Origin of the sequence: Leuconostoc aquikimchii (assembly GCF_040838325.1) — a bacterium.
Taxonomy (GTDB): domain Bacteria; phylum Bacillota; class Bacilli; order Lactobacillales; family Lactobacillaceae; genus Leuconostoc; species Leuconostoc aquikimchii.
The window spans coordinates 524,187-550,349 of sequence record NZ_JBFPER010000001.1 but is presented as its reverse complement, the minus strand read 5'-3'; the positions used below and the strand labels follow the sequence as shown (position 1 = coordinate 550,349).

At 38.5% G+C, this 26,163-nt stretch carries 31 protein-coding genes, 1 tRNA gene and 1 rRNA gene; 1 reads left to right on the top strand and 32 read right to left on the bottom strand.

Going from position 1 to position 26,163, the window contains the following annotated elements:
• Positions 1-8 precede the first annotated feature (8 nt).
• The 7 genes from AB3K24_RS02805 to gmk all read right to left on the bottom strand — a co-directional run bounded on the left by AB3K24_RS02805 (position 9) and on the right by gmk (position 4,318).
• Positions 9-81: transfer RNA gene (locus AB3K24_RS02805), tRNA-Ala, on the bottom strand.
• Between the two features lie 117 nt (positions 82-198).
• Positions 199-1,748 (bottom strand): 16S ribosomal RNA (locus AB3K24_RS02800).
• A gap of 379 nt (positions 1,749-2,127) precedes the next feature.
• Complete coding sequence (locus AB3K24_RS02795) at positions 2,128-2,496, bottom strand: hypothetical protein (RefSeq protein WP_367973697.1); 369 nt, start codon at positions 2,494-2,496, stop codon at positions 2,128-2,130.
• 10 nt (positions 2,497-2,506) lie between these two features.
• Positions 2,507-2,884, bottom strand: a complete 378-nt coding sequence (locus AB3K24_RS02790) for a CvfD/Ygs/GSP13 family RNA-binding post-transcriptional regulator (RefSeq protein WP_367973696.1) — start codon at positions 2,882-2,884, stop codon at positions 2,507-2,509.
• Between the two features lie 41 nt (positions 2,885-2,925).
• Positions 2,926-3,435, bottom strand: a complete 510-nt coding sequence (locus AB3K24_RS02785) for a peptidylprolyl isomerase (protein ID WP_367973695.1) — start codon at positions 3,433-3,435, stop codon at positions 2,926-2,928.
• A 62-nt stretch (positions 3,436-3,497) separates the two neighbouring features.
• Entirely contained in the window at positions 3,498-3,710 is a 213-nt protein-coding gene (rpoZ, locus tag AB3K24_RS02780) for a DNA-directed RNA polymerase subunit omega (protein ID WP_367973694.1), read from the bottom strand.
• An 11-nt stretch (positions 3,711-3,721) separates the two neighbouring features.
• Entirely contained in the window at positions 3,722-4,318 is a 597-nt protein-coding gene (gmk, locus tag AB3K24_RS02775) for a guanylate kinase (protein WP_367975550.1), read from the bottom strand.
• Positions 4,319-4,573: 255 nt separating this feature from the next.
• Here gmk and AB3K24_RS02770 point away from each other — a divergent pair, with 255 nt between their 5' ends.
• The gene (locus AB3K24_RS02770; protein WP_367973693.1) at positions 4,574-4,900 is read left to right on the top strand and encodes a hypothetical protein; all 327 of its coding nucleotides are present in this window, start codon (positions 4,574-4,576) and stop codon (positions 4,898-4,900) included.
• An 81-nt stretch (positions 4,901-4,981) separates the two neighbouring features.
• On the opposite strand, the gene AB3K24_RS02765 is transcribed toward AB3K24_RS02770, so the two are convergent.
• From AB3K24_RS02765 to AB3K24_RS02645, 25 genes are all read right to left on the bottom strand, one after another.
• On the bottom strand, positions 4,982-6,055 hold the full coding sequence (locus AB3K24_RS02765) for a metaphase chromosome protein 1 (RefSeq protein WP_367973692.1): 1,074 nt from the start codon (positions 6,053-6,055) through the stop codon (positions 4,982-4,984).
• 36 nt (positions 6,056-6,091) lie between these two features.
• Positions 6,092-6,442 carry a hypothetical protein gene (locus AB3K24_RS02760; protein ID WP_367973691.1) on the bottom strand — a complete coding sequence of 117 codons (351 nt, stop codon included), beginning with the start codon at positions 6,440-6,442 and terminating at the stop codon, positions 6,092-6,094.
• 199 nt (positions 6,443-6,641) lie between these two features.
• Positions 6,642-7,220 carry a hypothetical protein gene (locus tag AB3K24_RS02755; RefSeq protein ID WP_367973690.1) on the bottom strand — a complete coding sequence of 193 codons (579 nt, stop codon included), beginning with the start codon at positions 7,218-7,220 and terminating at the stop codon, positions 6,642-6,644.
• Complete coding sequence (locus AB3K24_RS02750; protein ID WP_367973689.1) at positions 7,221-7,634, bottom strand: DUF948 domain-containing protein; 414 nt, start codon at positions 7,632-7,634, stop codon at positions 7,221-7,223.
• A 105-nt stretch (positions 7,635-7,739) separates the two neighbouring features.
• Positions 7,740-9,296, bottom strand: coding sequence for a ribonuclease Y (rny, locus tag AB3K24_RS02745; protein ID WP_367973688.1), 1,557 nt, complete (start codon positions 9,294-9,296; stop codon positions 7,740-7,742).
• A gap of 99 nt (positions 9,297-9,395) precedes the next feature.
• Positions 9,396-9,860 carry an SsrA-binding protein SmpB gene (gene smpB, locus AB3K24_RS02740; RefSeq protein WP_367973687.1) on the bottom strand — a complete coding sequence of 155 codons (465 nt, stop codon included), beginning with the start codon at positions 9,858-9,860 and terminating at the stop codon, positions 9,396-9,398.
• An 80-nt stretch (positions 9,861-9,940) separates the two neighbouring features.
• The gene (rnr, locus tag AB3K24_RS02735) at positions 9,941-12,265 is read right to left on the bottom strand and encodes a ribonuclease R (RefSeq protein ID WP_367973686.1); all 2,325 of its coding nucleotides are present in this window, start codon (positions 12,263-12,265) and stop codon (positions 9,941-9,943) included.
• A gap of 73 nt (positions 12,266-12,338) precedes the next feature.
• On the bottom strand, positions 12,339-12,581 hold the full coding sequence (gene secG, locus AB3K24_RS02730) for a preprotein translocase subunit SecG (protein ID WP_409201751.1): 243 nt from the start codon (positions 12,579-12,581) through the stop codon (positions 12,339-12,341).
• 116 nt (positions 12,582-12,697) lie between these two features.
• Positions 12,698-13,471, bottom strand: a complete 774-nt coding sequence (locus AB3K24_RS02725; RefSeq protein ID WP_367973684.1) for a TrmH family RNA methyltransferase — start codon at positions 13,469-13,471, stop codon at positions 12,698-12,700.
• 70 nt (positions 13,472-13,541) lie between these two features.
• On the bottom strand, positions 13,542-14,453 hold the full coding sequence (gene yidC / locus AB3K24_RS02720) for a membrane protein insertase YidC (protein WP_367973683.1): 912 nt from the start codon (positions 14,451-14,453) through the stop codon (positions 13,542-13,544).
• A 50-nt stretch (positions 14,454-14,503) separates the two neighbouring features.
• Positions 14,504-14,773 carry an acylphosphatase gene (locus tag AB3K24_RS02715; RefSeq protein WP_367975548.1) on the bottom strand — a complete coding sequence of 90 codons (270 nt, stop codon included), beginning with the start codon at positions 14,771-14,773 and terminating at the stop codon, positions 14,504-14,506.
• The gene (locus tag AB3K24_RS02710) at positions 14,754-15,860 is read right to left on the bottom strand and encodes a sensor histidine kinase (protein WP_367973682.1); all 1,107 of its coding nucleotides are present in this window, start codon (positions 15,858-15,860) and stop codon (positions 14,754-14,756) included. The genes AB3K24_RS02715 and AB3K24_RS02710 overlap by 20 nt, the downstream gene beginning before the upstream one ends.
• A 9-nt stretch (positions 15,861-15,869) precedes the next feature.
• Entirely contained in the window at positions 15,870-16,559 is a 690-nt protein-coding gene (locus AB3K24_RS02705) for a response regulator transcription factor (RefSeq protein ID WP_367973681.1), read from the bottom strand.
• Between the two features lie 96 nt (positions 16,560-16,655).
• Positions 16,656-17,201 carry a DUF177 domain-containing protein gene (locus AB3K24_RS02700; RefSeq protein WP_367973680.1) on the bottom strand — a complete coding sequence of 182 codons (546 nt, stop codon included), beginning with the start codon at positions 17,199-17,201 and terminating at the stop codon, positions 16,656-16,658.
• A gap of 23 nt (positions 17,202-17,224) precedes the next feature.
• Complete coding sequence (locus AB3K24_RS02695) at positions 17,225-18,403, bottom strand: nucleotidyltransferase (protein ID WP_367973679.1); 1,179 nt, start codon at positions 18,401-18,403, stop codon at positions 17,225-17,227.
• Complete coding sequence (locus tag AB3K24_RS02690) at positions 18,400-19,158, bottom strand: class I SAM-dependent DNA methyltransferase (protein ID WP_367975546.1); 759 nt, start codon at positions 19,156-19,158, stop codon at positions 18,400-18,402. Before AB3K24_RS02690 ends, AB3K24_RS02695 begins: the two co-directional genes overlap by 4 nt.
• A 53-nt stretch (positions 19,159-19,211) precedes the next feature.
• Positions 19,212-19,583 carry a ribosome silencing factor gene (gene rsfS, locus AB3K24_RS02685; RefSeq protein ID WP_367973678.1) on the bottom strand — a complete coding sequence of 124 codons (372 nt, stop codon included), beginning with the start codon at positions 19,581-19,583 and terminating at the stop codon, positions 19,212-19,214.
• Positions 19,584-19,622: 39 nt separating this feature from the next.
• Positions 19,623-20,204 (bottom strand): bis(5'-nucleosyl)-tetraphosphatase (symmetrical) YqeK, encoded by a 582-nt coding sequence (gene yqeK / locus AB3K24_RS02680; RefSeq protein ID WP_367973677.1) that lies wholly within the window; start codon positions 20,202-20,204, stop codon positions 19,623-19,625.
• Positions 20,197-20,835 carry a nicotinate-nucleotide adenylyltransferase gene (locus tag AB3K24_RS02675; protein ID WP_367973676.1) on the bottom strand — a complete coding sequence of 213 codons (639 nt, stop codon included), beginning with the start codon at positions 20,833-20,835 and terminating at the stop codon, positions 20,197-20,199. The genes yqeK and AB3K24_RS02675 overlap by 8 nt, the downstream gene beginning before the upstream one ends.
• 18 nt (positions 20,836-20,853) lie before the next feature.
• Entirely contained in the window at positions 20,854-21,168 is a 315-nt protein-coding gene (gene yhbY, locus AB3K24_RS02670) for a ribosome assembly RNA-binding protein YhbY (protein ID WP_367973675.1), read from the bottom strand.
• A complete protein-coding gene (gene yqeH / locus AB3K24_RS02665; protein ID WP_367973674.1) occupies positions 21,168-22,316 on the bottom strand; it encodes a ribosome biogenesis GTPase YqeH in 1,149 nt (382 codons plus the stop codon). The genes yhbY and yqeH overlap by 1 nt, the downstream gene beginning before the upstream one ends.
• Complete coding sequence (locus AB3K24_RS02660; RefSeq protein ID WP_367973673.1) at positions 22,306-22,842, bottom strand: YqeG family HAD IIIA-type phosphatase; 537 nt, start codon at positions 22,840-22,842, stop codon at positions 22,306-22,308. The genes yqeH and AB3K24_RS02660 overlap by 11 nt, the downstream gene beginning before the upstream one ends.
• 203 nt (positions 22,843-23,045) lie before the next feature.
• Positions 23,046-24,284, bottom strand: coding sequence for a PTS transporter subunit IIC (locus tag AB3K24_RS02655; protein ID WP_367973672.1), 1,239 nt, complete (start codon positions 24,282-24,284; stop codon positions 23,046-23,048).
• Positions 24,285-24,370: 86 nt separating this feature from the next.
• On the bottom strand, positions 24,371-25,366 hold the full coding sequence (locus tag AB3K24_RS02650; protein WP_367973671.1) for a D-2-hydroxyacid dehydrogenase: 996 nt from the start codon (positions 25,364-25,366) through the stop codon (positions 24,371-24,373).
• 191 nt (positions 25,367-25,557) lie between these two features.
• A complete protein-coding gene (locus AB3K24_RS02645; RefSeq protein WP_367973670.1) occupies positions 25,558-26,163 on the bottom strand; it encodes an ATP-dependent Clp protease proteolytic subunit in 606 nt (201 codons plus the stop codon).

Here is a 26,163-nt window from a genome sequence, read left to right as displayed (position 1 = left end):
ACTGCCTATGGAGAATAGCGGGTTCGAACCGCTGACCCCCTGCTTGCAAAGCAGGTGCTCTCCCAGCTGAGCTAATTCCCCATAGGTGTCATCTTTGACCATGATCCCTATGTCGGTATCACACTCAAAACTAAACAAAACTTTGAACTTCTCGAATTTGACAATCTAATGCCCCTGCTACTTTCCGTTTATCCTTAGAAAGGAGGTGATCCAGCCGCAGGTTCTCCTACGGCTACCTTGTTACGACTTCACCCCAGTCATCTGTCCTGCCTTAGACGGTTCCCTCCTTACGGTTAGGCCACCGGCTTTGGGCATTACAAACTCCCATGGTGTGACGGGCGGTGTGTACAAGACCCGGGAACGTATTCACCGCGGCGTGCTGATCCGCGATTACTAGCGATTCCGACTTCGTGCAGTCGAGTTGCAGACTGCAGTCCGAACTGAGACGTACTTTAAGAGATTAGCTCACCTTCGCAGGTTGGCAACTCGTTGTATACGCCATTGTAGCACGTGTGTAGCCCAGGTCATAAGGGGCATGATGATCTGACGTCGTCCCCGCCTTCCTCCGGTTTGTCACCGGCAGTCTCGCTAGAGTGCCCATCTGAATGCTGGCAACTAACAATAAGGGTTGCGCTCGTTGCGGGACTTAACCCAACATCTCACGACACGAGCTGACGACGACCATGCACCACCTGTCACTTTGTCTCCGAAGAGAACACTTCTATCTCTAAAAGCTTCAAAGGATGTCAAGACCTGGTAAGGTTCTTCGCGTTGCTTCGAATTAAACCACATGCTCCACCGCTTGTGCGGGTCCCCGTCAATTCCTTTGAGTTTCAACCTTGCGGTCGTACTCCCCAGGCGGAACACTTAATGCGTTAGCTTCGGCACTAAGAGGCGGAAACCTCCTAACACCTAGTGTTCATCGTTTACGGTGTGGACTACCAGGGTATCTAATCCTGTTTGCTACCCACACTTTCGAGCCTCAACGTCAGTTACAGTCCAGTAAGCCGCCTTCGCCGCTGGTGTTCTTCCATATATCTACGCATTCCACCGCTACACATGGAGTTCCACTTACCTCTACTGCACTCAAGTTGACCAGTTTCCAATGCCTTTCCGGAGTTGAGCTCCGGGCTTTCACATCAGACTTAATCAACCGTCTGCGCTCGCTTTACGCCCAATAAATCCGGATAACGCTTGGGACATACGTATTACCGCGGCTGCTGGCACGTATTTAGCCGTCCCTTTCTGGTATGGTACCGTCAAACTACAGTCATTCCCTACTCTAGCTGTTCTTCCCATACAACAGTGCTTTACGACCCGAAAGCCTTCATCACACACGCGGCGTTGCTCCATCAGGCTTTCGCCCATTGTGGAAGATTCCCTACTGCAGCCTCCCGTAGGAGTTTGGGCCGTGTCTCAGTCCCAATGTGGCCGATCAGTCTCTCAACTCGGCTATGCATCATTGTCTTGGTAAGCCTTTACCCCACCAACTAACTAATGCACCGCGGATCCATCTCTAGGCGACGCCGTAGCGCCTTTTAACCAGTCATCATGCGATCACTCGTCTCATTCGGTATTAGCATCTGTTTCCAAATGTTATCCCCAACCTTGAGGTAGGTTATCCACGTGTTACTCACCCGTTCGCCACTCGCTTGAAAGGTGCAAGCACCTTTCGCTGCGCGTTCGACTTGCATGTATTAGGCACGCCGCCAGCGTTCATCCTGAGCCAGGATCAAACTCTCAATTTAAATGAATTTAAATTCATCGCTTGAAGATGTACTCTTCGATTAAACTGACTTTTGCTATATCTCTATAACGTTTATCCGTTTTTTTGTTTGTTACGAATTGACTTCGCAAATTTGTTACTTCTTAATGCTCTCGCATTACAGCAACAGATTCGTTTGTTCAAAGTTTTGTTCAGTTTTCAATGTGCTACGCGCTATCTCTCTCTGAGACAACTATACTATCTTACCACGCTCATTTCGCTCTGTCAACTACTTTTTGCAATGACTTTTTTAAGTCTCACAATTTTCGCTTCCTTGCTCTTCGTCTCGCGTATCAGACAACTATTAATACTATACACCCTTTTTTTTACTTGTCAATACTTTCTTCCCCCTTTCTTTTTCCTCATTCTTCAAATCGTACAAACGCTCGCGTTTGTACCCTCTCTAACAACCCATGTAACTTACTTGCTGGTACAAACATAAGCTTGTTATTAAGTGACTTCTCGATTACAGCCATGTCAAAAACATTAAAAGCATATAACGACATCAATGTGTCGTTATCATTTATAGTAGTCAGTTCGCCCAATCGCCATTGATCAAAATCTATAGGTCCTAAATTCTTAAATTCACGTAAGACTGCACCCAAAGAGGTGTCATGATTATGGCGATGCATTTTCGCTGTGAAAAATCGATATGTTTCACCATCTTTTTCAACCAAAAAATAAGGCATATCTTCTTTTACTGCAATCGCAGTTGCTGCAATAAGTGACATCACTTCTCCTTTACTTACCAATACGCTGTAAGGCCTCTTTTACCCATTCATCACGATGATTTGCAATGGGCGCAAAACCATATTCAAGAAAGTTATTAGTCCAAAAATGTTTCCGTAAACTTGTATTTTTAGACAAATTTTGTTTGAGCGGCATATCATTTTGGCGCAATGACAGACTCAGTTTACCATTATATTGTTCAATATCTAAAACAGTAACAATTACTTCATCGCCAATCTCTAATTCATTGCCTAAATCATGCACAATACCTGACTTACACTCTGAAATATGAATCAGTCCTTGTACCTGATTATCCAACATTGTAAAAGCCCCATAAGGTTTAATTCCCGTAATACGTCCCTTTAGTTTTTGTCCAATATGATAGTCCATGATTCAATCCCTCAATATTATTATAACAAAAAAGCAGACCATTAGTCTGCAATTTTGATTGTTTCAATTTTAACGTCTTCACGAGGCTTATCAGACATATTAACACTCACTTTGCCAATTTTATCAACAATATCCAGACCCTTAATCACCTGTCCGAACACTGTATGTTTGCCATTAAGCCAAGGCGTTTCTTTCGTTTGCACAATGAAAAACTGCGACCCATTAGTATTAGGTCCCGCATTTGCCATTGATAGCGCACCACGAACGTTTAATAATTCATCTGAAAATTCATCTTCAAAATTGCCACCCCAAATACTTTGACCACCCATGCCTGTACCATCAGGGTCGCCTCCTTGAATCATAAAATCACGAATGACACGATGGAAGATACCATTATCATAGTAGCCATTTTTTGCATGCGTTGTAAAGTTTTCTACTGTTTTTGGTGTTATATCAGCAAACAATTTCACTTGAATTTCGCCTTGATTTGTTTTAAATATTGCAACCGGTCCAGGATAATTGGCTGCATCTTGCTGTGGATGTTCTGTCATGTTACCACTCCTATTGGTTCGTTCATATTTTTGTTATCAAATACAACTAAAAATGTCGTCGTTTAAACTTGGTCTTCAATGTCTGGATCAATAATAACGTCACCATTTTCGATCTCTTCTAATGCTTGACCAACTGATTTGTTAGAGGTGAAATTTTCTTGCGTAGCCGGTAAGCCAGCATCCAACTCTCGAGCACGCTTAGCACCCAATGAAATCAATTTGTAACGCGAATCAACTTTTTCTAGTAATTTGTCAACTGATGGATAAAGTAACATAAGTATTCTCCTTATAGTGTCTTTTCAAAAACACGTGTAACACGTAACCGTTCGGCTGTAATAATTGCTTTGATACGCTCAACTGCGAATACAACTTGATCATTTTCTACAGCATAATCGTAATTGATCATTTGTTTCAATTCTTCACGTGCAGCCGTCACACGTTTTTCAATGACTTCCTGTGAATCAGTACCACGGCCCACAAGCCTTTCTCGTAAGTTAGTCAAATCAGGCGGTGTTAGAAAAATATAAACGCCTTCAGGCATTTTTGACTTCACCTGTAATGCACCCTGTACGTCAATTTCAAGAAAAACATCTCGACCACTAGCTAACGTTTCATCAATGAAACTTTTTGGTGTACCATAATAGTTATTAACATATTGTGCATACTCCAACATGTCGCCGTTTGAAATTTTATCTTCGAATGCCTCACGTGACACGAAAAAATAATCTTCACCATCCACCTCACCAACACGTGGTGAACGGGTTGTTGCAGAAATAGAGTATTGAAAATCAACTCCATCTTCTTCGAAAATAGCTTTGCGCACTGTACCCTTACCAACGCCGGATGGGCCAGATAGCACAATTAGTAAACCCCTCTGTGTCATCATTTTTCCTCTTTATGTACTAATAAGAATATTATACCCATTTTTCGTAACAGATACAATGCTAACATATTATTTTAATTAATTAAGAATATTTGTTCCCATAGAGACATATTGCGGTTATCCACAGTATTAACTGTTTTATCAACATCCTATTCAAATCATTATTCAAGAAATGGTAAAGGAAGTCTTTTAAATTTGCTTTTTTGAACATTTGTTCGTATGATATAACTAACGAATCTTTTGAGGAATAAACTGATGCAAAATTATCTTATACAACATCCAATTGAATTTCATATACAACGGATTGTAACTTTAATTAAAAGGTTTTCAATACCCAAAAAGCGTGTACCTTTAAAACGTCAACTTTCAGCTGATGAACTTATTGCGCGTTTAGAATTGGCTTTAAATTCTGATACACCAACAACTATTCAAGTGAACAGCTCACTATTAAATGAAGAAGTCTTCAACCTATTTGGCTATATTTACCAAAATAATCAGGGGGAAATTTTAATACAGTCACCGAAAACACATCATATGACATTTGTCTTACCTGGCACAATTCGCCACCTCTCAATTCATTAAAATTCTAAAACCATATTTAAATAATGCATGAAGTTAGAAAAAACCTCATGCATTATTTTTTAGTACCATACAATCCAAAGCTTAAGCCAAGTTCTCAAGTGCTTCTGGTGACATTTGTGATAACAATTTATTTAACGCGATAACATCGATATAGCGATCTATCTCAGCTGTGTCAGTCACTATACCCCCTAATCCTTGCAGCGCCTTTTTTTGACTCAAAAACTTCAAATACGACTTTACTTCACCACCAATACCATCTAAGTTATCCCAAACAGGTATCCAGTATGCTAGTAAATGCGCCATCGCAAAGTCATTTAATATTTTTGCATCCCACAACGTATGAGTCATGCCATATTCTTTGGCAATGCCTTCGTGAAACGCACGTAACATGCTTACAACATTCCCACTAACCACACCTTTTACTGATGCTTCTTTAAATTGCTGTAAACTTTTATCAGCATATGACATTTCGTTAGCTATCTCTGCTGGTGACAATCCTGGTAACTCAACGCCACTTTTTTCAGTTTTTAAAGTTTTAATTTTTACTGGCAAGCCTTTAAAAGTCTCAGCAATGATTGCTAAATTAAAATCATCATCATTTTCGTTTTCTGACAAAAATTTAAATTGTAATTCATCAATTACTTGAGATGTCTTCATCATTTCAGCAACGTCTTTATCCTGCCATTTGAAAAAATTAATTGCCATCACTGTACGCATAATCATTCGCCAAAAATTGATATCAAATTTTGACGTTTGTGCAACATACCGTGCATTCACATTGCCTTCTTTTACAATAAACTGTTGCATATCATATAGTACAGGTACCAATAAGACAAAATAACGCCAATCTTTATCATCGCTATTGACTAATGCTGCCTGCATCACCTCATTTAATGTCACAACAGCTCGTTCATTGCTTGTAAATTGTGTGAAATTTTGATTTACCATCATAGCAATGACATCATCCAAGAAAAAAGATGCCACTTCAAACGTTTCCTGACTATATTTGTCATTGTGTGTTAAGTAATAACGCGCACGTAAAAAGCCAGCAAAATCATTATAATTAAACTCTGGTAATTTAGCTTTAGAGGTGAACTTTTGCTTTTGCTTTACTTGTTTCATTTTTTTAATTTGAGCTGATTTACCTTGCTTCATAAATTATATGTGTGCATATTTCTGCACTTTTCCTTTCTAAATACTTAAATCTAAACTATACTTACCATTACCAAATTCGTGTAATCGAAATTGAAACACTTGTTCACTACGTTCTAAGTTGGCTGTTTTGACAGTTGCCTGTTGTCTACCTTCTAACTCAGCAATTTCAATTGCTCCGTTCACTGATGACATCACAGGGGCAAATTCTTTAGTATCAGCGGATACATAAAACATTTCTGCATTACCATAAGTTGCTGATTTGCGCACCAAATTCACAGACACTCTATAGCGACTTGCTTCAAACATAATATGATTGAAATTGAAATCGTGTGCGTAATGAAACAGTGATGATAAAAATGCTGTTGCGTCAAATTTTTCTTTTGCCATGTTTGCCTTGCGTTCACTGTGGAACGTATTCCTTTAGTTTGAAATTTAGTCTACATACTATTGTACCTATAAAAAAGTCTCGTTGCCACCGCTTCATTGAAAATCATATCATTTATTTTTTAAAACATGAGTGTTGTGCTTTACAACAAAAAAAATCCAACTTAGCCAGATTATTTCTAACTTTATTGAATCTTTGATTTTACAAGACTTTTTTTGTATCGTTTACTTGATCCGCTACGTCTTCCGTAACTTGGTTAACTTTCTTTGTTGATTGATCTTTCACATCATCGATAGTTTCAGTAAAATCTTGCGCTTCTTCTTTTGTTTCTTCAGACAAATCCTGCAAAGCTTCTTCTAAAGTCAAATCGTCTTGCGTTAATTCAATATCTTCATTACTAAACTTTTCACGTAAATCATCTAACGAATCATGTGCTTTATCAACATAGGTTGTCGCTAAATCTTTTGCCTTATCAACATAAGGTGCAGCTTGATCAGCTAAATTTTTAACATGATCAGTAGCCATATCAATCTGATCGCCATATTTATTTTGACCTTTTGATTTTAATTCGGAAGCTTTTTCTTTTGCCTTATCAGTAACATTTCCTGCTAAATCAGCTGTTGCGTACGCAGCATCATATGCTTTATCACGAAGCATGTCACCCGTTTGGGTTGCCTTTGACTTCAATTCATTTTGTTTATCTTTTGGCAAAGATTTAAAAGCAACAATAGCAGCCGTCCCTGCTAAAATTCCTAGGAAAATTCCTTTTACTTTTGACATTTATTTATTCTCCTTTTTAACTGATTTTTTAGTCTTATACTTGTTCATAGCGGCTTTGGTCGCTTGTTTGGCCACGGCCGCAGCAACACCACTAGCACCAAATCTTGTTGCCGCTTTAGCGGTTGAAAACTTATTTGTAACGTTTTGAATAGTTGCATTTAATTGTGACACAGTCACAGACATGTCTGCTACTGCCTGTACGGTTGGATCCAAAGTCTTGACTTTTCCATTGACATCATTTAGTAACGTATTTGCATTACCAAGAATCTCATTACTTGATCGTGCAATACTATCTACATCTAATGTAATAATATCTAAAGATCGTGTTAACTTTAGTAAGAAAAAACCAATGAATAACACCAAAAATAGAAAGGCAACCGCAAAAATTATGAGTGCTAATTGGCCAATTTCCATAAACTCCTCCTAATACCTAAACAATGATTGTTAATGCTTTATAAAAAAATATTTTATATATACCTTAATTATAACAAAAAAGTTACTCAAAGAGTAACTTTTTAATCAATGTGCATAATCAGTTGCGCGCGTTTCACGCACAACTGTAATTTTTACATGACCTGGATATTCAAGTTTTTCCTCTATATCCGTTTTAATATCATGTGCCAAAACTGTTGCTTGTAAATCTGTTAACTTTGTTGGTTCAACAATTACGCGTACTTCACGACCTGCTTGAATAGCAAAAGATGCTTCAACGCCGTCATAACGATTTGCAATAGCTTCCAAATCTTTCAAACGTTGCACATAATTTTCAAGTGATTCGCTACGTGCACCTGGCCTTGCGGCACTAATTGCATCGGCAGCGGTCACCAATTCTGAAATTGGTGAGGTTGCTTCAACATCTCCATGATGTGAAGCAATAGCGTTGATAACTACCGGTTTTTCATTAAACTTCTCGGCTAAGCGAACACCTAGTTCTACGTGAGAACCTTCTACTTCAGCGTCAACCGCTTTACCAATATCGTGTATTAATCCAGCGCGCTTCGCAAGCGCGACATCCATTTTAAGCTCTGCTGCCATCATTCCCGCAAGTTTTGCGACCTCGATTGAATGTTGCAGCACATTTTGACCATATGACGTTCTATAATTCATTCGGCCAATCATTTTAATCAAATCTGGGTGAAGACCACGCAGTCCCAATTCAAAGACCGCTGCTTCACCTTTTTCACGTATGGTTTCATCAATTTGTCGACGTGCTTTTTCAACCATCTCCTCAATACGAGAAGGATTAATTCGGCCATCTGCTACTAACGCATCTAATGCCATTTTAGCAATTTCACGTCGAATAGGATCAAATCCACTCAAAACGACTGATTCAGGTGTGTCATCAATAATCAAATCAATACCTGTCAATGATTCTAATGTCCGAATGTTTCGACCTTCACGACCAATTATACGGCCCTTCATGTCTTCACTTGGTAAGTGAACAACAGATACCGTAATATCTGCCACAGCATCTGCTGCTGAACGTTGAATTGCTTGCACAATAATGTTTCGTGCCCGTTTCTCAGCTTCACTGGTTGCGTCTTCTTCTGCTTCCTTAACCAACGCAGCACGTTGGCGTACCAAACTTTGTTTCGTTTTACTTAAAATTTGTTCCTTTGCATCATTAGGGGTTAGTTGGGCAATTTCTTCCAACTTATCCTTCTGATCCGTGACCAAATCATCTGCTAATCGTTGTTTTTGATTCGTATCATCCAACCGAAGTTGTACTTGGTTTTCTTTTTGAATCAACTGTGCATCACGTTGATTCAAGGCCGCATCTTTTTTATCGAGGTTCAAGACACGGTCTTCAAGCCTTTGTTCTTGTTGCTGCAACTGTTTCTGACGATCTTTAAAATCAATGTCCACTTGATTACGGTAATCTTGGGCAAATTCTTTTGCATCAGTTTTTGCTGCACGTGTTAAACTTTTAGCTTCTTTGTTTGCTTGTTCAAGAATGTTAGCTACAATTTGTTTCGTTGAGGCGATTTGTTTTTTGTCATGCGACAAATGTAAATAATAACCAACACCGATACCAATTGCAATTGCGAAGAGCGCCGAAATGATTGTCACTACCATGAGCTTCTTTCCTTTCAGCTTGTGAAACTTTAATATTTCACATATATTAAGTATATCTATAAAATGAGTTAAGGTCAAACAAAAAAAGCCGTTTGGCTCTCAATGTTTCAAACGTCTTCTTAATTCACGCTCTTGGTCGCGCTTTTTAATATCTTCTCGCTTATCGTATTTCTTTTTCCCGCGTCCTACACCAATTAATACTTTAGCAAAACCATGTTTTAAATAAACTTTTAGTGGGACAATGGTTACACCTGGTTCAGTAGCAGCCTTATTCAATGTTGCAATTTCACGTTTATGCAATAACAACTGTCGTGGCCGTAATGGCTCAACATTGAACTGATTGCCTTGCGTGTAAGCTGCTATATTAACATTGGTTAATACTGCATTCCCATTATGAATTGTAATAAAACCATCACCAATCGTTATTTGCCCAGCACGTACCGACTTTATTTCTGTTCCAGTGAGTGACATGCCTGCCTCAAATGTTTCTTCAATCGCATAATTAAATCGCGCTTTTCGATTTTGCGCTAAATAACTACCCGTATTTTGCTTTTTTTTGGCCACAATTTTTAACCCCCATGATTTAATTTAGTCTATCACGTTAGGCCATACACGCTACGCTTTATGTCAACTAACACGCTGTATTAAAAATTACGTTTTGAATCACGTTTTTGACCTTGTTTAGCGTCTAAGGGACCTCGCTTTAGTTTCGGCCCTTCTGACTTGCCACGGCGCTCATTTTTACGTCGTTCATCTCGGTTGCGCCCAACACCAAATTTACCATTTGATTTTGAAGCCACACGAATTTCTGTCGTAGGTGCACTTTCTGTATCAATTAAAATGAAATCAACAGTTCGTTCTTCCTTGTTAACACGTAAGACCTTAACACGCACCTTTTGTCCAATTTGGAAAATATGATGTTTTGAACGGCCAATCAAAGCAGCATGTGACTCATCATATTCATAATGATCATCAGTTAAGTTAGAAATATGAACTAACCCTTCAACAGTGTTTTCTAAACTAATAAATAGTCCAAATTTCAAGGCAGAGTTAACGACACCATTAAATTCCAAACCAACTTTATCTAACATGTATTCAGCTTTCTTCAAAGCATCAACATCTCTTTCCGTATCAACTGCACGGCGTTCTTTTGTACTGGTGTCTTCACCAATTTTCAGTAATTTATCAGCATATTTGGCCTGTGAATCAACACCATAACCATGTTTTTCGTACCACTTAATCAAACGATGAACTGTTAAATCCGGATAACGACGAATTGGTGACGTGAAATGTGTATAATACTGTGCGCCTAGACCAAAGTGTCCAACAGGCTCTGAGGAATATTTAGCCTGTTTCATAGCACGAAGCATCATCGTCGAAATCATTTGTTCAGCAGGGTCACCAGCAACCTCAGCCATCAATTTTTGCAACATACTTGGTGTCACCTTACTTGGGTCACCATATACGGGATGCCCTAGTGCTTTTGAAAATTCAAAGAAAGACTTGGCACGTTCTTCATCTGGTGTTTCATGGATACGGTACAAAAACGGTACTTCGAGTTTATCGAAATGTTCAGCAACCGTTTCATTGGCTGCTAACATAAAGGACTCAATCATGCGCTCTGCCGTGCCACGTTCACGCAACTTAATATCAATCGCTTTGCCTTCATCGTCTACAATAATTTGTGCTTCGGGTGCGTCAAATTCAATCGCGCCTCGCTCTTTACGCATTTTGTATAAAATCTCATGCAGTTCGCCCATCACTTTAAACATTGGCGTTAACTGTGCATATTCTTCTTGTACAAATACATCACCTGCCAAAATTTTATTAACGGCATCATATGTCATTCGTGCATGAGATTTTATAACTGAGGTATGCAAACGATGATTGACAATACGACCTTGAGGGTTGATTTCCATCTCAGCAGACATTGCCAATCGCACAACATTTGGATTCAGCGATGCAATGCCATTAGAAATATTACGTGGTAACATTGGAATCACTCTATCCGTTAGATACACTGAAGTGCCACGTGCATAAGCTTCAGCATCTATAGTAGAGCCCTCAGTCACATAATGTGATACATCTGCAATATGAACCCCTAAATGATAGTTACCATTATCTAATTTCCAAGCAACCACCGCATCGTCAATATCTTTTGTATCGGCACCATCGATCGTTACAAGTGTTTGTTCAGTAATATCTTCACGTCCCGCCCACTCATTTTCCGGCACATCTACAGGAATTTTGGCTGCATCATCCAATACGTCTTGCGGAAACTCACTTGGTACTTTTTTAGCATAGACAATTTGTAAAATATCCATTCCTGGCTCGTCTTTATAACCGAGTGTTTCGGTCACATGTGCGACAAGTTCACGCGGGTGAATTTTATCAGGGAATCGTGTGACCTCAGCAACAACAACTTGACCATCATTTGGCGTCAAGCCATTCGCATTAACCAATACCTTGAAATTCATGGCTTTCTTATCGCTAATTCTAAGTTCACCTATCATGCCTGTGGCTTCAGAGCCAAGTGAAAATGTCCCAACAATACGCTCATAGGCGTGTGTCGTAATTTCTTCAACTTTACCTTCAGGGCCACGATCAGGTGACGGTGATGGCTTGATTGTTGAAACATACACTTTGTCACCCTGCATGGCTTGCAGCGTGTTTTCTGGATTAATGAAGAAATCAGGTAAGTCAGCATCATATTTTACGAAGCCAAAACCTTTGTCATTAGCGCGATAATCACCTATCACGAGACCAGCGTTGACATTATAGACATATCGCCCGTCCTCATCAATTGCATCACCATCACGAACTAGGGCGTTCATTGCATTGGTAACTTGCTTATATTCGGTTGCTGAGTGCATTCGCAACCCATCAGCCATATTTTGCGCAGTGAAATGCTGCGCTTGGTTGGCTTTCAAAAAACCATTAATTTGAGATTTTAATTGTTCAATTTCCATTTATTTATTCTTTCTAAATTTTTTCAAAATAAAAAGTCAGTCTACAAAAAGAGCAAACTGACCATTATATTTTTTAATGTGCTGATAAATACATCAACGCAAAACCAATAACAAACCATAAACCACCCAAAATAGCGGTTGAACGACGCATCACAGCTTCAAATCCACGTGATTTGCGTTCCGCGAACAAATCACCAGCACCGCCTGACAGTGCTGATAATGCATCTTGTTGTTTACTTGGTTGCATCATAACTGTCACGATGAGCAAAAAACCCACGACAATCAAAGCAACTATAAGTGTTTGTTCCACAGTCATATCCTCTACTTTAAATATTAATTATTATTATAGCAAAAAAATGTCTCTTTTGCACAAAAAACTAATTTCTAATGACACTAGTTACACATACTAACTAACAATGTCCTATCATTATATTAATTTCCAGCTGCTAAACTGAACATTAGGATACCGCCCGCAATTGCCACATTCAAACTTTCAGCTTGTCCTTGGATTGGAATATATAAATTAGCTGTTGTTTTAGCTGCTAATTCATCTGACATGCCTTGTCCCTCATTCCCAACAATTAGCGCAAATTGTGTGGCTGAGTCGATTTCACGATACGAACGCGCTGCCTCATTCAATTGTGATCCGTAAACTGGTAAATTATTAGCCGTTAAGGCCTCGGCCCACACATTCAAATCGCCGTTTAGTACTTCTAAATGAAATTGTGATCCCTGCATGGCACGCACAACTTTTGGTGAATAAGCGTCAGCCGTTCCTTCACCAAATACAACACCCTTGAAACCTGCAGCATCAGCTGTACGTACTAATGTACCAACATTCCCTGGATCTTGAATTTTATCCAGTAACAACCAAGCACCATCATGTACATAGCTAGGGTCAAATGTTTTGTCTGGTAACGAGATTTCTGCAAAGATTCCTTGTGGTGTATTCGTACCGGCAATATGCTTAGCTACTTCTTCACTAATTTCAAAAGCTGGTACGCCGTGTGGCACATCAGGAAGATGCGCTTGCATTTGCTCTTCTGTTGCCATGACAGCGTGGAACTTAGCGTTAGCTTTAACTGCTTCTTCAACTAAATGCCAACCATCTAACAAGTACGTACGATTTTCTTGACGGCCTTTTTTGGTTGCCAATTTGGCCCAAGCTTTGACGCGGTTATTTTGATTTGATAAAATACGATCCATTGTTTTTATTCTTTCTGTTCTGTTATTAGAACTGACAAAAGTACGTCAAACTATTTGACGTACTTAAACATTAACGCTGTTGCTTTCCAGCATTACGTTGTTTTTTATTTTGATTTTCATCCAATTGCTGTATTTTCTGATCATTATCATCAGTTGTGGCCTTAGCTTTCACACTTTCTTTCATCAAATCATCAGCCGTTTTTTTGATTTTGAATTCACGTGCAACACGTTTTTCAAGACCTGGACGTTGATAATGCTGTATTAACGTTTGAATAAGTGCGAACAAACCACCAACAACAAAATACAAGCCGATTGCACCACTGGCAATCATGGCAAAAACAAAAATCATTACTGGGCTAATGAACATCATCATTGCAGATGTTTTCTTCTGTTCTTCGGGCATATGTTGCATTGCTAACCATGCTTGAATGAGATAAATAATTCCTGCTGCAATAGCAAAAACAATTTGTGGGCTACCTAAGTTAAATCCTAAGAACGCCGCACCTTTAAGCGCTGGTGCATGTAAAATTGCTGAGTAAAGACCTGAAAAAATTGGTAACTGCATAGCCATGGTTAAAAATGAGATACCGCCAATAACACTGACTTCATTTTCACGATACAATGACATCATTGCCATACTAGCTTGTTGCTGCTCTTGCGTTGTTCCTGCTTTACGTGTTAAAGCCTGCAATTTATCAATCTCAGGTTTCAATGTTTGCATTTTAATTTGATTAATTGTGGTATTAACCTGTTGATTTAAAAAGAAAGGTAACAATATTAAACGCAAAATAGCCGTGATAATAATAATTGCCCAACCAATGCCGTTAACTCCACCAATAATATGTGCAATATCAGTCATGCCGGTTGCTAACGGATGACCAATCCAACGATACATCTTACTATGTTCGTCATAGCCACCTGTAATTAATATGATATCTAATATGACAAAAGCTGCTGTTAGAACACGCTTTAATTGTTTCATGAGTTTATTTTTCTCCTGGTTATTACAGAAGTCCATTATACCAAGATTTCTTACTTAATAGCAAAATTATTCGATTCAAACGGCACAACTGGTTGTTTTAATACTTTATCAACGCGACTGTATAAGCCCGGTCCCTGTTTAATAATTCTAATAAAAGCATTGATATCAGCTTCCTGACCTTGTACTCTCATTTCAACAGAGCCGTCAGAGTTATTACTAACCCAGCCGACAAGATGCTGTTTATTGGCCACACGTTGTGTAAACCAACGAAAACCCACACCTTGGACAATACCATATACGTCAATGCGATAACTTTGTATCATTTATTTTCTCTCTATATAAGGGTAAGCGTATTGTAAAGGCTGATCCTGATCCTAACGCACTTTCTATCGTAATTTCACCACCATAGGCCTCAACAAGACGCTGAGCAATGCTCAATCCGAGTCCGTTACCACCTTTAGCACGCGAACGTGCCTTATCAACGCGATAAAAGCGATCAAACACGCGTACAGCTTCTTCACTTGACAAACCCTCCCCAAAATCTTGAATACCAATTTCTACCCGGTTAGTCGTCTGTGACAGTGCAAAATGAATTTCTTTACGATCCGCCGAATACTTCACTGCATTATCAGCCAGAATGATTAATATTTGTTCCATATGATCTTGACGAACTTTAACATTTGCCTCTTGCATCAAATCATCATCAAACGTAAAAATAAAATCTGGATGAATCATTTTAAAATTATCAAATACACGGTGAACTAAACCACCAACATCTGTAATATCTTTAACATTTTCAATTGGAATTTGCTCTGCACGGGTTAAATTAAGCATTTCATTAATTAAATTTTCCATACGTTGCATTTCAGCTAATGATGTCTTAATCGAATCATCCAAAACTTCTGGCTCGTCCTTACCCCAGCGATTAAGCAAATCCATGTGTCCCTTAACTATCGTTACAGGTGTACGTAATTCATGAGAAACATCTGACACGAACTGTTGTTGGGCAGCAATGAGGCTTTGCAGGCGATCAATCATGCGATTTAAGACATTAATCAAATCAGAAAACTCATCATTTGAGCGTGTTTTTTCCGCACGAATTGCCGTCAGCGGATCATCTTCAAAAGCTTCAATAGTTGTTTCAATTGACTTCACCGGCCGCAAAATGTAACGTGTCACAATAAAAGTAAATACAAATACAGCAATACCGCCCAAAACAACAATTAGCCACAAGTATTGATATAAACCATCCGGAAGATTACCATAATAATTTTTAACCAATTGCGCGACAATAATAGCAAAGATGGCAAATATAACAAAAAAACCAGACGCCATCCCCAATGAAAGTTGCCAGCTCAATGAGAAACGACGCGAGGTTTTTTTAGTTGTGTTTATTTCTTCAGTCATAATATCTCATTAGCTACGCATAACATACCCAGTACCACGAACTGTCTGGATATAAGATGCCTTGCTTTCCGGATCATCAATTTTATTACGTAAGTATCTAATATACACATCAACAACGTTCGTTTCGACTTCGGAATCAAAACCCCAAACCTCTTTTAACAATTGCTCACGTGACTGAACAACGTTGATATTTTCTACCAACGTCAGCAACAAATCATATTCACGCTTTGTTAAATTAATGATTTGATCATCACGACGGGCAATACGATTTTCTTTTTCAATGCGCAGGTCTTTAAAATTAATAATTGAACGATGTTTATCGTTAGACTCCGTTTCAATTGCAATACGACGGAGTAATGAACGTATGCGTGCTAACAGTTCTTCAATCGCAAAAGGCTTAACCAAATAATCATCTGCTCCGTAATCCAATCCTGAAACACGGTCAATGACTGAATCGCGTGCAGTCATCATGATAATTGGTGTTTTCTTAGATTCGCGCAAACGACGCGCAACCTCTAAACCATTCAATTCTGGCAACATCAAGTCAAGTAGAATAACATCATAGTTATTCTCTATCGCTGCATCTAGGCCTGACCGTCCGTCTAAAACGGTCTCTACTTCATACCCTTCATGCTTTAATTCAAGACCTACAAACTTTGCAAGGTTTTCTTCATCTTCAACAATCAATACTTTACTCATTATTTATCCTCAACATTTAGCTCGGTAGCTACCGAATACATTTCTTATTACTTCTTTATAGTTTAGAGTAATTTTCGAACTTTTGCAAGTGTTTTCTCATTCTTTGAAGAAATCATCTAATTTAGAAAATCTCGAGTCAAAATTTGAGCTATTATCGCCTTTTTTCTCATTTTCAAAGGCTGATTCACTGATAACATGCCAATCTTTTCCAGAAGGTAATGTATCATCTGCTATTTCTTCAATTGTTAAAATTTGTAAGGGTAATTCTGCAACAATATTGTCAAGTATTGCCGTATCAACATCTAGTGTGTCATCCTCTAATATGAAAACCGGCTCTGTTTCCTCAAACTCTTTTAATCGTTGCTCATCTTCAATATAACGTTCATCAATTACCAAATGAATATCACGTGTAACAGGTGATAACGATCGCGAAGACGGCAACGTTATGTTCCCCGTAATTTCAGCATGGAGAATTATATCCTCGTTATCGAGATAACGAATACTGCCTTTTACCTGCAATGCAGATAATGCGATCACAGTTTTTGGAAAACGTTTTTTTGCAGTGTCTTCTAAAACAAGTTTCTCATCAAAATTTAAGGCATCTTGGCGATACTTTTGAAGTTGATTTTTATTATATTTCATTTTTTCTCCTAAATGTCAGTAATCTATTGTTTACCTGCAACATAAATTGGTTTGCGTGTCACATCTTGTTGTTGCCCTGCATCATTTGCTAGCATTTGCCAGAGTTTTCCAGCCTTAAAATCTAAACGTAAGTTATTTTTAGTCACATTGCGATCTACTTTGCTAATCAGTGGTAGTGTGACTTCTTTTTTGATTGTATTTAAATATTGTTGTCCTACATCCGTAAAGCCCAAAACACGTAGATAAGGCGCCTGCATAGCAGCTTGCATCTGATCTACTTTAACATTTAACAATGTATACAATAGCGTACGTTGCACACGTGCAAACGTATAACGTTTTGACTTGACTGATTTGATAAAATTTTGATAGTTTTGTGGACTCGGTTCACCTAATGCTACAGATGCTAAACGATGTTCCAATCCCTCAGCCATTTGATAAACCTGGCTTAATTGTCCTACTGTATCTGTCATTAAACGATACTTTAATAATGGCCAAAATTTCTGCTCAAAATCAATGGTATTATTCATTGATTGCACATTTTGTAAGGTCACAGCTGGCACAACATTTTGCACCTTATCTAATTTATTTTTATGTAACGCTAATCGAATAGATGAGGCCGAGGCAATCGTTTGCTCATCTGAAAACGTACTGTCATGATATCCAGCAGTGACGCGCTGAATAGCATGTAATTTAATATTTGCTGCTAAATCTACAACAGCCTTAGCATATCCTAGTGCTAAAATATCATTGGGATTTTCAAGTTTAAAGCCCGTTTCCGCTTCTAACTGATTAGCATAAGCACTTGCAAAAGTTTGATTCTTATCTTGAAAAGCTTTCCCTTGTGCAACACTAGGTGCCTGTTGTGCTAGAGATAAAAAATCAACATCCGCATGTTCACTACCAAATACCATGTCTCGCACACCAAGAGCTGCTAATAGTTTAACGGCTCCTTCAGCAAATAAATGACTCGGTTGTACCGCATAAAATATTGGCAACTCAATGACCAAATCAACACCATTTTCTAAGGCTGCTTGCGCGCGTGTCCACTTATCAAAAAGCGCTGGCTCTCCGCGTTGCACAAAGTTACCAGACATAATCGCCACGACAACGTCAGCCCCTGTTTCTTTTTTTGCTTGCTGTATATGATAAATATGTCCATTATGAAACGGGTTATACTCCGTTACTATGCCAACAGCTTTCATACTTTCACCGCCCTAAAAAACCATCGCTCGGTTGTCTCATTAATATCATGCTGTCCAAAATCAGCCGACACCGTAATATCTTTAAAACCCGCCAATTCTAATTCACGTTGATAAACTGTCAAAGCATAGGTTTGTTCATGATGAATTTCACGTAAAATTTTAAAACCATCAATATTTTCATCATAAACAAAGAACTTCAAATCATGATCAACACTATTAGACGTCTCTCCTGGATAACTTGTCCACATAAAAATATTTTCTTCATCATCATCATTGTTATAATAATAATTATTATATAATACATTAATTTGATAAGGTGTGATAACATCAAATAAAAATTGGCCATCAGTTTCAAGATGATCGTGCACCTGCCCAATAGCTGCCTTAAAGTCCTCTAGATTGGGTAAGTAATTCAATGCGTCCGCAAAGCTGACTATTGTTGGGTAACGCGATTGCCAGTCAGACCATTCTCGCATATCCGCTTGTAATAATTTCACATCAACATCAGCATCGTTTGCATGGCTCTGTGCCAGAGATAACATTTCAGAAGATATGTCTAAGACATCCACGCTATAATTTTTTTGTGATAATAACACAGCTAATCTTCCTGCGCCACCACCTAAATCTAGTATGCGGCCTGTTTGCGTGTTGTCTACAACGTAGCCAGCCCACGCTTGATACATGTCATCATTAAACAATGTATCATATTTTTCAGCAAATGTTGAATAATTGTCTTGTATGTTTTCGTTAGTCATAATCTTTATTTTAACAGAAAAAGAGATGGGCTGCTGTCCATCTCTACTTTTCATTACTCTGCTACAAGCAACTCTGTTAAATCAACATAAGGTGCATCATCCCACAAGCGCTCTAAATTATAAAATCCACGTTGTTCTGTAGAAAAAATATGAACAATCACGTCTCCTAGATCAATTAACACCCAGTCAGCAGCTTGAAATCCTTCAATCAATTTCACTTCACCACCGGCAGCCTGTACTTGATCTTTTACCTCAGTAACTATCGCCTGTACTTGTCGATTTGATGCAGCGTCAGCGATGACAAAATAATCAGCCATTAAACTCACTTTTTTCATATCTAGTGCCACAATATGATTAGCCTTTTTACTATCAATTGCTGTCACAGCTGTTTCTAAAACTGTTTTTACATCCAATGCTATTGTCAAAATTTTTTCCTATACTTTCTTATAATTCAATTGTTCTAATTATGCTTGAGATAGCCAATAATTGTACGTTATGATACTTTTGGGGTAAATCGCTGTTTCTTTTTGAACAAGTCGTTGCACAGTATGTACAATTTGATACCTAACACCTGCTGCTAAAGATTGATCCGTGATTTTCCGAGCAGTGTTCACCCCCGGAAAATATCGCCCCACTTCAAGGTAATCAGCCATAAACAATACTTGTGATAACACTGTCATTTCTGAAGCCCCACCTGTTGTATGTTCACGTACTGCGTTCAAAATATCAAAATCTGTAATGCCCAGTTCATCATGAATCATTTCAGCACCAACCACACCATGCCAAATATAATTCCCCCAGTTAATTAAATCAGGGTCCATATTTTTACGTTTGATTACAGCTAAAAATTCACCATCAGATCGTTCTTTAGCATAGTCGTGAACCAAGGCAGCAATTTCTGCTTTATCAGTATCCACACCATTTTTAATTGCTAATGCCACAGCATAATCTCGCACACGTAAAATATGTTGAAAACGATAGTCAGACAACCCAGCTGCAATTTTGGTTTCTAGTTCGGCAATATTGCCATTAAAATATTTAGTCATATAATCCTCGATACAAATTATATTCTGCCATAAACAAAGCTTCACGTTCTGGTACAAGATAATTAATACTTTGCTTCATTCGTATCTTTGTTCTGATTTCTGAAGAAGTAATTCGAATATCAGGCACATCGTACCATAACATTGGGTAATCCGATTGCTTTTTTTGATCACCATGAACACCTACTGCAAATGTCACTAAGTGCGAAAATTCATCAATGTGGTCCCATGTTGGTAATTTTTCAACCTTCTCGCCGCCAATAATGAAATAATAGTCATTCTCTGGGTGCATTTCAACTAACTCACGCATTGTTTGATAAGTATACGACTTACCACCATTACGCACTTCAATCAACTCCACATCAAAAAAAGGATTTCCCACAATAGCAGTTTTAACCAATTGTACTCGGTTTGATGGTGAAATGGCACTAGCATGCGTCCCATCAATTGGTTGTGCATTAGGCATCCAAAATACCTTTTCCAAGCCAAGTTGTTTTCCCACAGCTTCAGCCAATACTAATTGCCCGATATGAGGTGGATTAAAAGTCCCCCCAAAAATACCGATTCGATGTTTTGTTTGATTGGGGCGCGCTTCTGATTGTGTTTGCGTTGAATTTGTATACACACCGTTCATTGCTATGACCGCCTTAAATTAAATTTTAGCTAATTCAACTGAAATTCTCTTGTACTTATCTTCTTGAGCTGGCAAAAATAGCACCAATGTTCGGCCAATTGTTTGTGCAACTGTAATATCAGAATGTGACTGAATGAACGCTGCAACATCTTTAGCTGATTCATCAGCACTTTGTTGCAAACTGATTTTAACCAGCTCTCGTTTTGAGATGGCTAACACAAGTTCGTTGACCCATACTTGTGTTAAACCATTTTTTCCTACTGAAAAAATGGGTGATAGCGTATTTGCTTTTGAACGCAAAAAACGTTTTTGCTTTCCTGTAAGTTGTAACATTAAATCATTGCCTTTCGAATGAGGACAGAAACGCCCTGTGGAGCCCAACCGGCTACTTTGACACCGGCAGGAATAGAAATCCAGCCCAAGCCTGCAAAAACAATATCACTCTTTTCAGTAACATTGAACACATGCTTGACTAAATTTGTTGTTGCTGCTTCGCGTGGAGACGGTACCAATAATTCTCCTGCGTGTTTATTATAAAAATCATCGGCACCAGCTAATTTAGTACGATGCAAATTCAAATTGTTTTCAAAATAAGCCGTTATAGGCGTATGTTCCCCTGACTCAAAATCAAAACGGGCTAGTCCACCAATAAAAATCGTTTGCTCAGCATTCAATTGATAAGTACGCGGCTTAATCTCATTTTTTGGTAGTGCATACTTTAAATCTTTATCAGCCAACACATGCGTAATTTGATCACGTTTAACTATGCCTGGTGTGTCAATCAATTTTTTCCCATCTGCTAAGGGAATTTCAATACGGTCGAGCGTTGTCCCTGGAAAACGTGAGGTTGTAATCAAGTCTTGAACACCTGTTCCAGACTTGATAATTTGGTTAATCAACGTTGATTTACCAACGTTAGTCACACCGACAACATAAACATCACGTCCTTCACGATAGGCATCAATTGTGTCTAATAACCCATCAAGATTTTTTGGGTGTGTTGCTGATGTTAAGAAGATATCAACTGGTTTAATTCCTTGTACTTTCAATTCAGCTTGCAGCCAATTTTTCAAGCGATTTTTATTGAGTAACTTTGGCAGTAAATCAACTTTATTAGCGACTACTAAAATGGGATTATCTTGCCCAACAAAACGTGGTAACCCAGCTATTTCAGAACCTGTTACATCAAAAACATCTATGACATAAACTATCAAAGCCCGTGCATCTGAAATTTGATGTAATAAGCGTGAAAAATCATCATCTGTTAGTTCAACAGGTTGGATTTCATTGTAATGCCGTAATCTAAAACAGCGTTTGCATAATAATTCTTCGCTGTCAATTGATTTTTTTAGCGCGCTCATTGGTAAATAGCCCGCTTTTGTTGGGTCTAATACTTGCATAATTGCCCCGCAACCGATGCAACGTAAACCCTCATTTAATTGTTCTTGGACATACTCGTCCGTAATTACTTCAGTTGTCACGAAGTGTTTTCTCCCATTTTAACTGTGGATGTGCTTTAAAAACAATTTTTTTCACTTGCTTTTCAATACTACGATTTATCCACGTTTGCCACATATCCGATTCTATTAGTCGTTGTACTAACACACTCTTAACCCCGGCACCATGTGCAGCCCAAATATCCGTTAACATTTGGTCGCCAACCATGATAGTTTCTTCCCGCTTCAAATGATGCGTTCGTATCACATGTAAGATACCTCGTGGTAACGGCTTTAATGACCATGACACAAACTTAACACCTAATGGTTCAACAGCTTTCGCCACGCGTGCTGTTGTATTATTAGACACCACAATCACCTCAATGTCACCATCACGCAAATCGGTCAACCATCGCCTTAGCTCAGGTGTTCCCTCTGGATTATTCCACGCAAGTAACGTATTATCCAAGTCTGCTAACACAGTTTTTATGCCATGCTGTTTCAAATCTTCAACTGTTAAATCGTATATTCGTTCAACCATGTAGGTTGGCGTAAAGTGCTCTAAGCGCATTAAGACCATCATCCAATTTATTTATTCTATCTTATTATACACTACAATCACACAAAATTTTGACCCACTCTTAATTTATCTGCAAAAAAATTAAAAATCAGGCATTAAAGAGCCAAAAATCTGCATCAAAAAACATCGTAATATTCTTAAATTTTTACCGCCATTAAAAAAAGACCAATTATTGGTCTTCCAGTCATATATATTTATAGCTCTTGTTGAAAATCTGCTGGCACATATAATTTCAAGAGTTTACTAAAGATAAACTGTGCAATAAATCCCGCAATAATTGGCACAATAAGCCAAGCTACAATTGCAATCATAGGGTTAATAAAATGATTCATAACAGATGCAGGTACGTTTGGATCTTTTACCATTGATTGAATGGGTGAAACCAAACCAATATAACCAAATCCAGCTGTCGTTGGTGTGCCTTGAATGTTAAACAAAGCAACCGGTATACCAGAAATAGCTGCTGACAACAAGAATGGCAACATCGTTACTGGCTTAGCAAAAACAGAAGGCATCATACCCTTCATAGCACCCAGTGCAATAGCTACCGTAACCCCTGGCTTATTAACACGCCATGAATTAATTAGTAATACAATCGTCGTTGCAACCACACCCATCGCTGCAGCGCCTGAACCAATGCCAGATAAAGAAATCGCCAAAGCAATACCAACGGTTGAGACGGGTGTAATAATAATAATTGAAAAAGCCATCGCAATTAAAATAGCCATCGGTATGGGCGCAAAGTTAGTAAACGCCTCTACTAGATTCCCTATCCAAGTTGTGACATCACCAACATAAGGCGCAATAACTTTCCCAATTAGCCCAACACCGCCACCAACAACAATTGGGCTCAATATAATAGCTACTGAACCAAATCCCTTAAGATAACGTGCTACTAACCAAGTGACAAAAACCGCAATAGCAGCGACAATCATCGCATTAATGACATCACCAGCACCGCTAGCAATATATACGTTTGCTGGTGCCACTGAACGAATACCTGTCACGGGATTCATAAAGCCAACCGGTGCTTGAGCCCAACGAATGGAACCAGAAGCAGCTGCAGTCGCAATCGCCACAACACCGACATCTAAGCTTTTCATTTTAAATTGTAATGCAACTGCCATACCTATCAAAAATGGAATCAATGATGTAAATAAAGTTAAAATTGCACTTAAATTGGCACCAAATGCTGTGGTTCCTAAACCAGAGTACTGAATAATGTACTTCATGACTGCAGAAGGTAAAACACCAATGAGTATGCCTTGAGCAGATCCCGATAATACTTTAAAGAAAAAATCTTTTAATTTCAGCTCTGTTGTGCCACTGAACGTTTCTGGTATGTTTTCTGACGCTTTGCGCGCATATTCTTCATTGCGCACAGCTTGTGACTCTTTTGTGGCCCATTTTTGACCATCTGCTTTAATACTCATAATTTTTCCTTATTAATCCTGCCTATATCAGTTATCTAATTGTTTAACACTAATCAGCCATAATAAAGGTTGAAAACGTTTTTTTATTAGTATTTAACAGCGATTGTAGGTGTTTCACCGTTAGCGAAAGCAACAGCAGCATCCATTGATTGATGAACCATTTCAAGTACAGCTTTGGTCGTATAAAAAGCCGTGTGAGGTGTAACCAAAACATTTTCACGCGAAATCAAATCGGCAATCTTAGCATCAGGGAAAACTTTACCTGACCAGTCCTCGTTGAACAAACCAACTTCTTCTTCATAAACATCCATACCAAAGTCTGAAATTTTACCAGAGTTTAAGCCAGCAATAATAGCATCAATGTCCATTAGGTTACCACGTGATGCGTTCATAATCACAACGCCATCTTTCATCTTTGCAATAGCTGCTGCATCGATCATATGATGGTTTTCAGGTACACCTGGCACGTATAATGAAACGGCGTCAGCTTGTGCATACAATTCATCCAATGAATCAACATATAAACCTTGTTCAGCAATTTCAGCATTTGGAAACTTATCATAGGCAACAACTTTTGCGCCAAAACCTTGCAAAATTTTAATGGCAACACGACCAATATTCCCAGTACCAATAACGCCAACGGTCTGCATACGCATTTCACGCCCAATTGTTGGTGCCCAACGTAAATCGTGCTTAGCAATTTTTGTATCAAGGGCTTTTGTACGACGCAATAGGCGTGATAATTGAATCATTGAGTGTTCCGCAATAGCATTTGGTGAATATACTGGGACGTTTGAAATATTAAAGTTGAAATCTTTTGCTGCTTCAAAATCAATATTATCAGTCCCAACATTACGCAACGATAGGTTGGTCACACCAACTTTAGCTAAAGCTTCCAGTGTATCACGCGTATAGTCTAATTGTTGATAAACCACAGCGGAAACTGAGCCCTTAGCTAATGCCGCTGTTTCAGGTGTTAATAATTCTTGTGTGTAGCCAACCTCAACATTTGGATGGGCTGACTTCCAATCTTCAAGTGATGACTTTTCGTCATCACGAATACCGTAAGCAAAAATTTTCATAATATCCTCCATATTTTATACTGCTCTTTTATTTTACCCCATTTTGTGCACCTTTGCACGTAAATAAATAAAAATATTAAGGTTTCATTTCTGATATATTTTATAGTAAAAAAGCCCTGATTACGACAAGCGTATTCAGGGCTCAATAATTGTAATTAATTAAACATTAAAATAATATTTTTTACCGTAGTTTATGACTTTGTTACTGGCTTTTCACCTGCTTTTGACAAAATACCATCAATAAAACCATAAGCCAATGTTTCTTCAGCGTTCATCCAATTATCACGTTCTGTATCACGGGCAATTGTTTCTAAATCTTTATCAGAGGCATCTGCTAAAATCTTGTTCAACTTCGCACGTGTTTTGGTCAATTGATTAGCAATAATGGCCATATCTGTTTGTTGCGTACCACCGCCTGCACCGCCCATAGGCTGGTGAATTAAATATTCTGCATTGGGCAGCATAAAGCGATGGCCCTTTTCACCAGAACTGGCAATGATTGTGCCCATTGAAGCGGCCAATCCCATAACAATTGTTGTCACTGGCGCTTTGATAAAGTTCATCGTGTCTGTAACTGAAAGACCAGCTGTCACAGAGCCTCCTGGTGAATTAATGTACATTGAAATTTCTTTTGTAGGATCTTGGGCTTCTAAAAATAATAATTGTGCAACAATTGAAGTTGCCATACTATCTTCGACTTCTCCTTGAACCAAAATAATACGATCTTTTAACAAACGTGAAGGTAAATCATAACTTTCACGTCCGTTAGCTGTTTGTTCGATAACTCCTGGCCACAT

Excerpts from the sequence above, each read along its gene's own strand:
- AB3K24_RS02795 (WP_367973697.1), bottom strand. The coding sequence starts at position 2,496 with ATGTCACTTATTGCAGCAACTGCGATTGCAGTAAAAGAAGATATGCCT.
- AB3K24_RS02790 (WP_367973696.1), bottom strand. The coding sequence starts at position 2,884 with ATGGACTATCATATTGGACAAAAACTAAAGGGACGTATTACGGGAATT.
- AB3K24_RS02785 (WP_367973695.1), bottom strand. The coding sequence starts at position 3,435 with ATGACAGAACATCCACAGCAAGATGCAGCCAATTATCCTGGACCGGTT.
- rpoZ (WP_367973694.1), bottom strand. The coding sequence starts at position 3,710 with ATGTTACTTTATCCATCAGTTGACAAATTACTAGAAAAAGTTGATTCG.
- gmk (WP_367975550.1), bottom strand. The coding sequence starts at position 4,318 with ATGACACAGAGGGGTTTACTAATTGTGCTATCTGGCCCATCCGGCGTT.
- AB3K24_RS02770 (WP_367973693.1), top strand. The coding sequence starts at position 4,574 with ATGCAAAATTATCTTATACAACATCCAATTGAATTTCATATACAACGG.
- AB3K24_RS02765 (WP_367973692.1), bottom strand. The coding sequence starts at position 6,055 with ATGAAGCAAGGTAAATCAGCTCAAATTAAAAAAATGAAACAAGTAAAG.
- AB3K24_RS02760 (WP_367973691.1), bottom strand. The coding sequence starts at position 6,442 with ATGGCAAAAGAAAAATTTGACGCAACAGCATTTTTATCATCACTGTTT.
- AB3K24_RS02755 (WP_367973690.1), bottom strand. The coding sequence starts at position 7,220 with ATGTCAAAAGTAAAAGGAATTTTCCTAGGAATTTTAGCAGGGACGGCT.
- AB3K24_RS02750 (WP_367973689.1), bottom strand. The coding sequence starts at position 7,634 with ATGGAAATTGGCCAATTAGCACTCATAATTTTTGCGGTTGCCTTTCTA.
- rny (WP_367973688.1), bottom strand. The coding sequence starts at position 9,296 with ATGGTAGTGACAATCATTTCGGCGCTCTTCGCAATTGCAATTGGTATC.
- rnr (WP_367973686.1), bottom strand. The coding sequence starts at position 12,265 with ATGGAAATTGAACAATTAAAATCTCAAATTAATGGTTTTTTGAAAGCC.
- secG (WP_409201751.1), bottom strand. The coding sequence starts at position 12,581 with ATGACTGTGGAACAAACACTTATAGTTGCTTTGATTGTCGTGGGTTTT.
- AB3K24_RS02725 (WP_367973684.1), bottom strand. The coding sequence starts at position 13,471 with ATGGATCGTATTTTATCAAATCAAAATAACCGCGTCAAAGCTTGGGCC.
- yidC (WP_367973683.1), bottom strand. The coding sequence starts at position 14,453 with ATGAAACAATTAAAGCGTGTTCTAACAGCAGCTTTTGTCATATTAGAT.
- AB3K24_RS02710 (WP_367973682.1), bottom strand. The coding sequence starts at position 15,860 with ATGACTGAAGAAATAAACACAACTAAAAAAACCTCGCGTCGTTTCTCA.
- AB3K24_RS02705 (WP_367973681.1), bottom strand. The coding sequence starts at position 16,559 with ATGAGTAAAGTATTGATTGTTGAAGATGAAGAAAACCTTGCAAAGTTT.
- AB3K24_RS02700 (WP_367973680.1), bottom strand. The coding sequence starts at position 17,201 with ATGAAATATAATAAAAATCAACTTCAAAAGTATCGCCAAGATGCCTTA.
- AB3K24_RS02695 (WP_367973679.1), bottom strand. The coding sequence starts at position 18,403 with ATGAAAGCTGTTGGCATAGTAACGGAGTATAACCCGTTTCATAATGGA.
- AB3K24_RS02690 (WP_367975546.1), bottom strand. The coding sequence starts at position 19,158 with ATGACTAACGAAAACATACAAGACAATTATTCAACATTTGCTGAAAAA.
- yqeK (WP_367973677.1), bottom strand. The coding sequence starts at position 20,204 with ATGACTAAATATTTTAATGGCAATATTGCCGAACTAGAAACCAAAATT.
- AB3K24_RS02675 (WP_367973676.1), bottom strand. The coding sequence starts at position 20,835 with ATGAACGGTGTGTATACAAATTCAACGCAAACACAATCAGAAGCGCGC.
- yhbY (WP_367973675.1), bottom strand. The coding sequence starts at position 21,168 with ATGTTACAACTTACAGGAAAGCAAAAACGTTTTTTGCGTTCAAAAGCA.
- AB3K24_RS02660 (WP_367973673.1), bottom strand. The coding sequence starts at position 22,842 with ATGCGCTTAGAGCACTTTACGCCAACCTACATGGTTGAACGAATATAC.
- AB3K24_RS02655 (WP_367973672.1), bottom strand. The coding sequence starts at position 24,284 with ATGAGTATTAAAGCAGATGGTCAAAAATGGGCCACAAAAGAGTCACAA.
- AB3K24_RS02650 (WP_367973671.1), bottom strand. The coding sequence starts at position 25,366 with ATGAAAATTTTTGCTTACGGTATTCGTGATGACGAAAAGTCATCACTT.
- AB3K24_RS02645 (WP_367973670.1), bottom strand. The coding sequence starts at position 26,163 with ATGTGGCCAGGAGTTATCGAACAAACAGCTAACGGACGTGAAAGTTAT.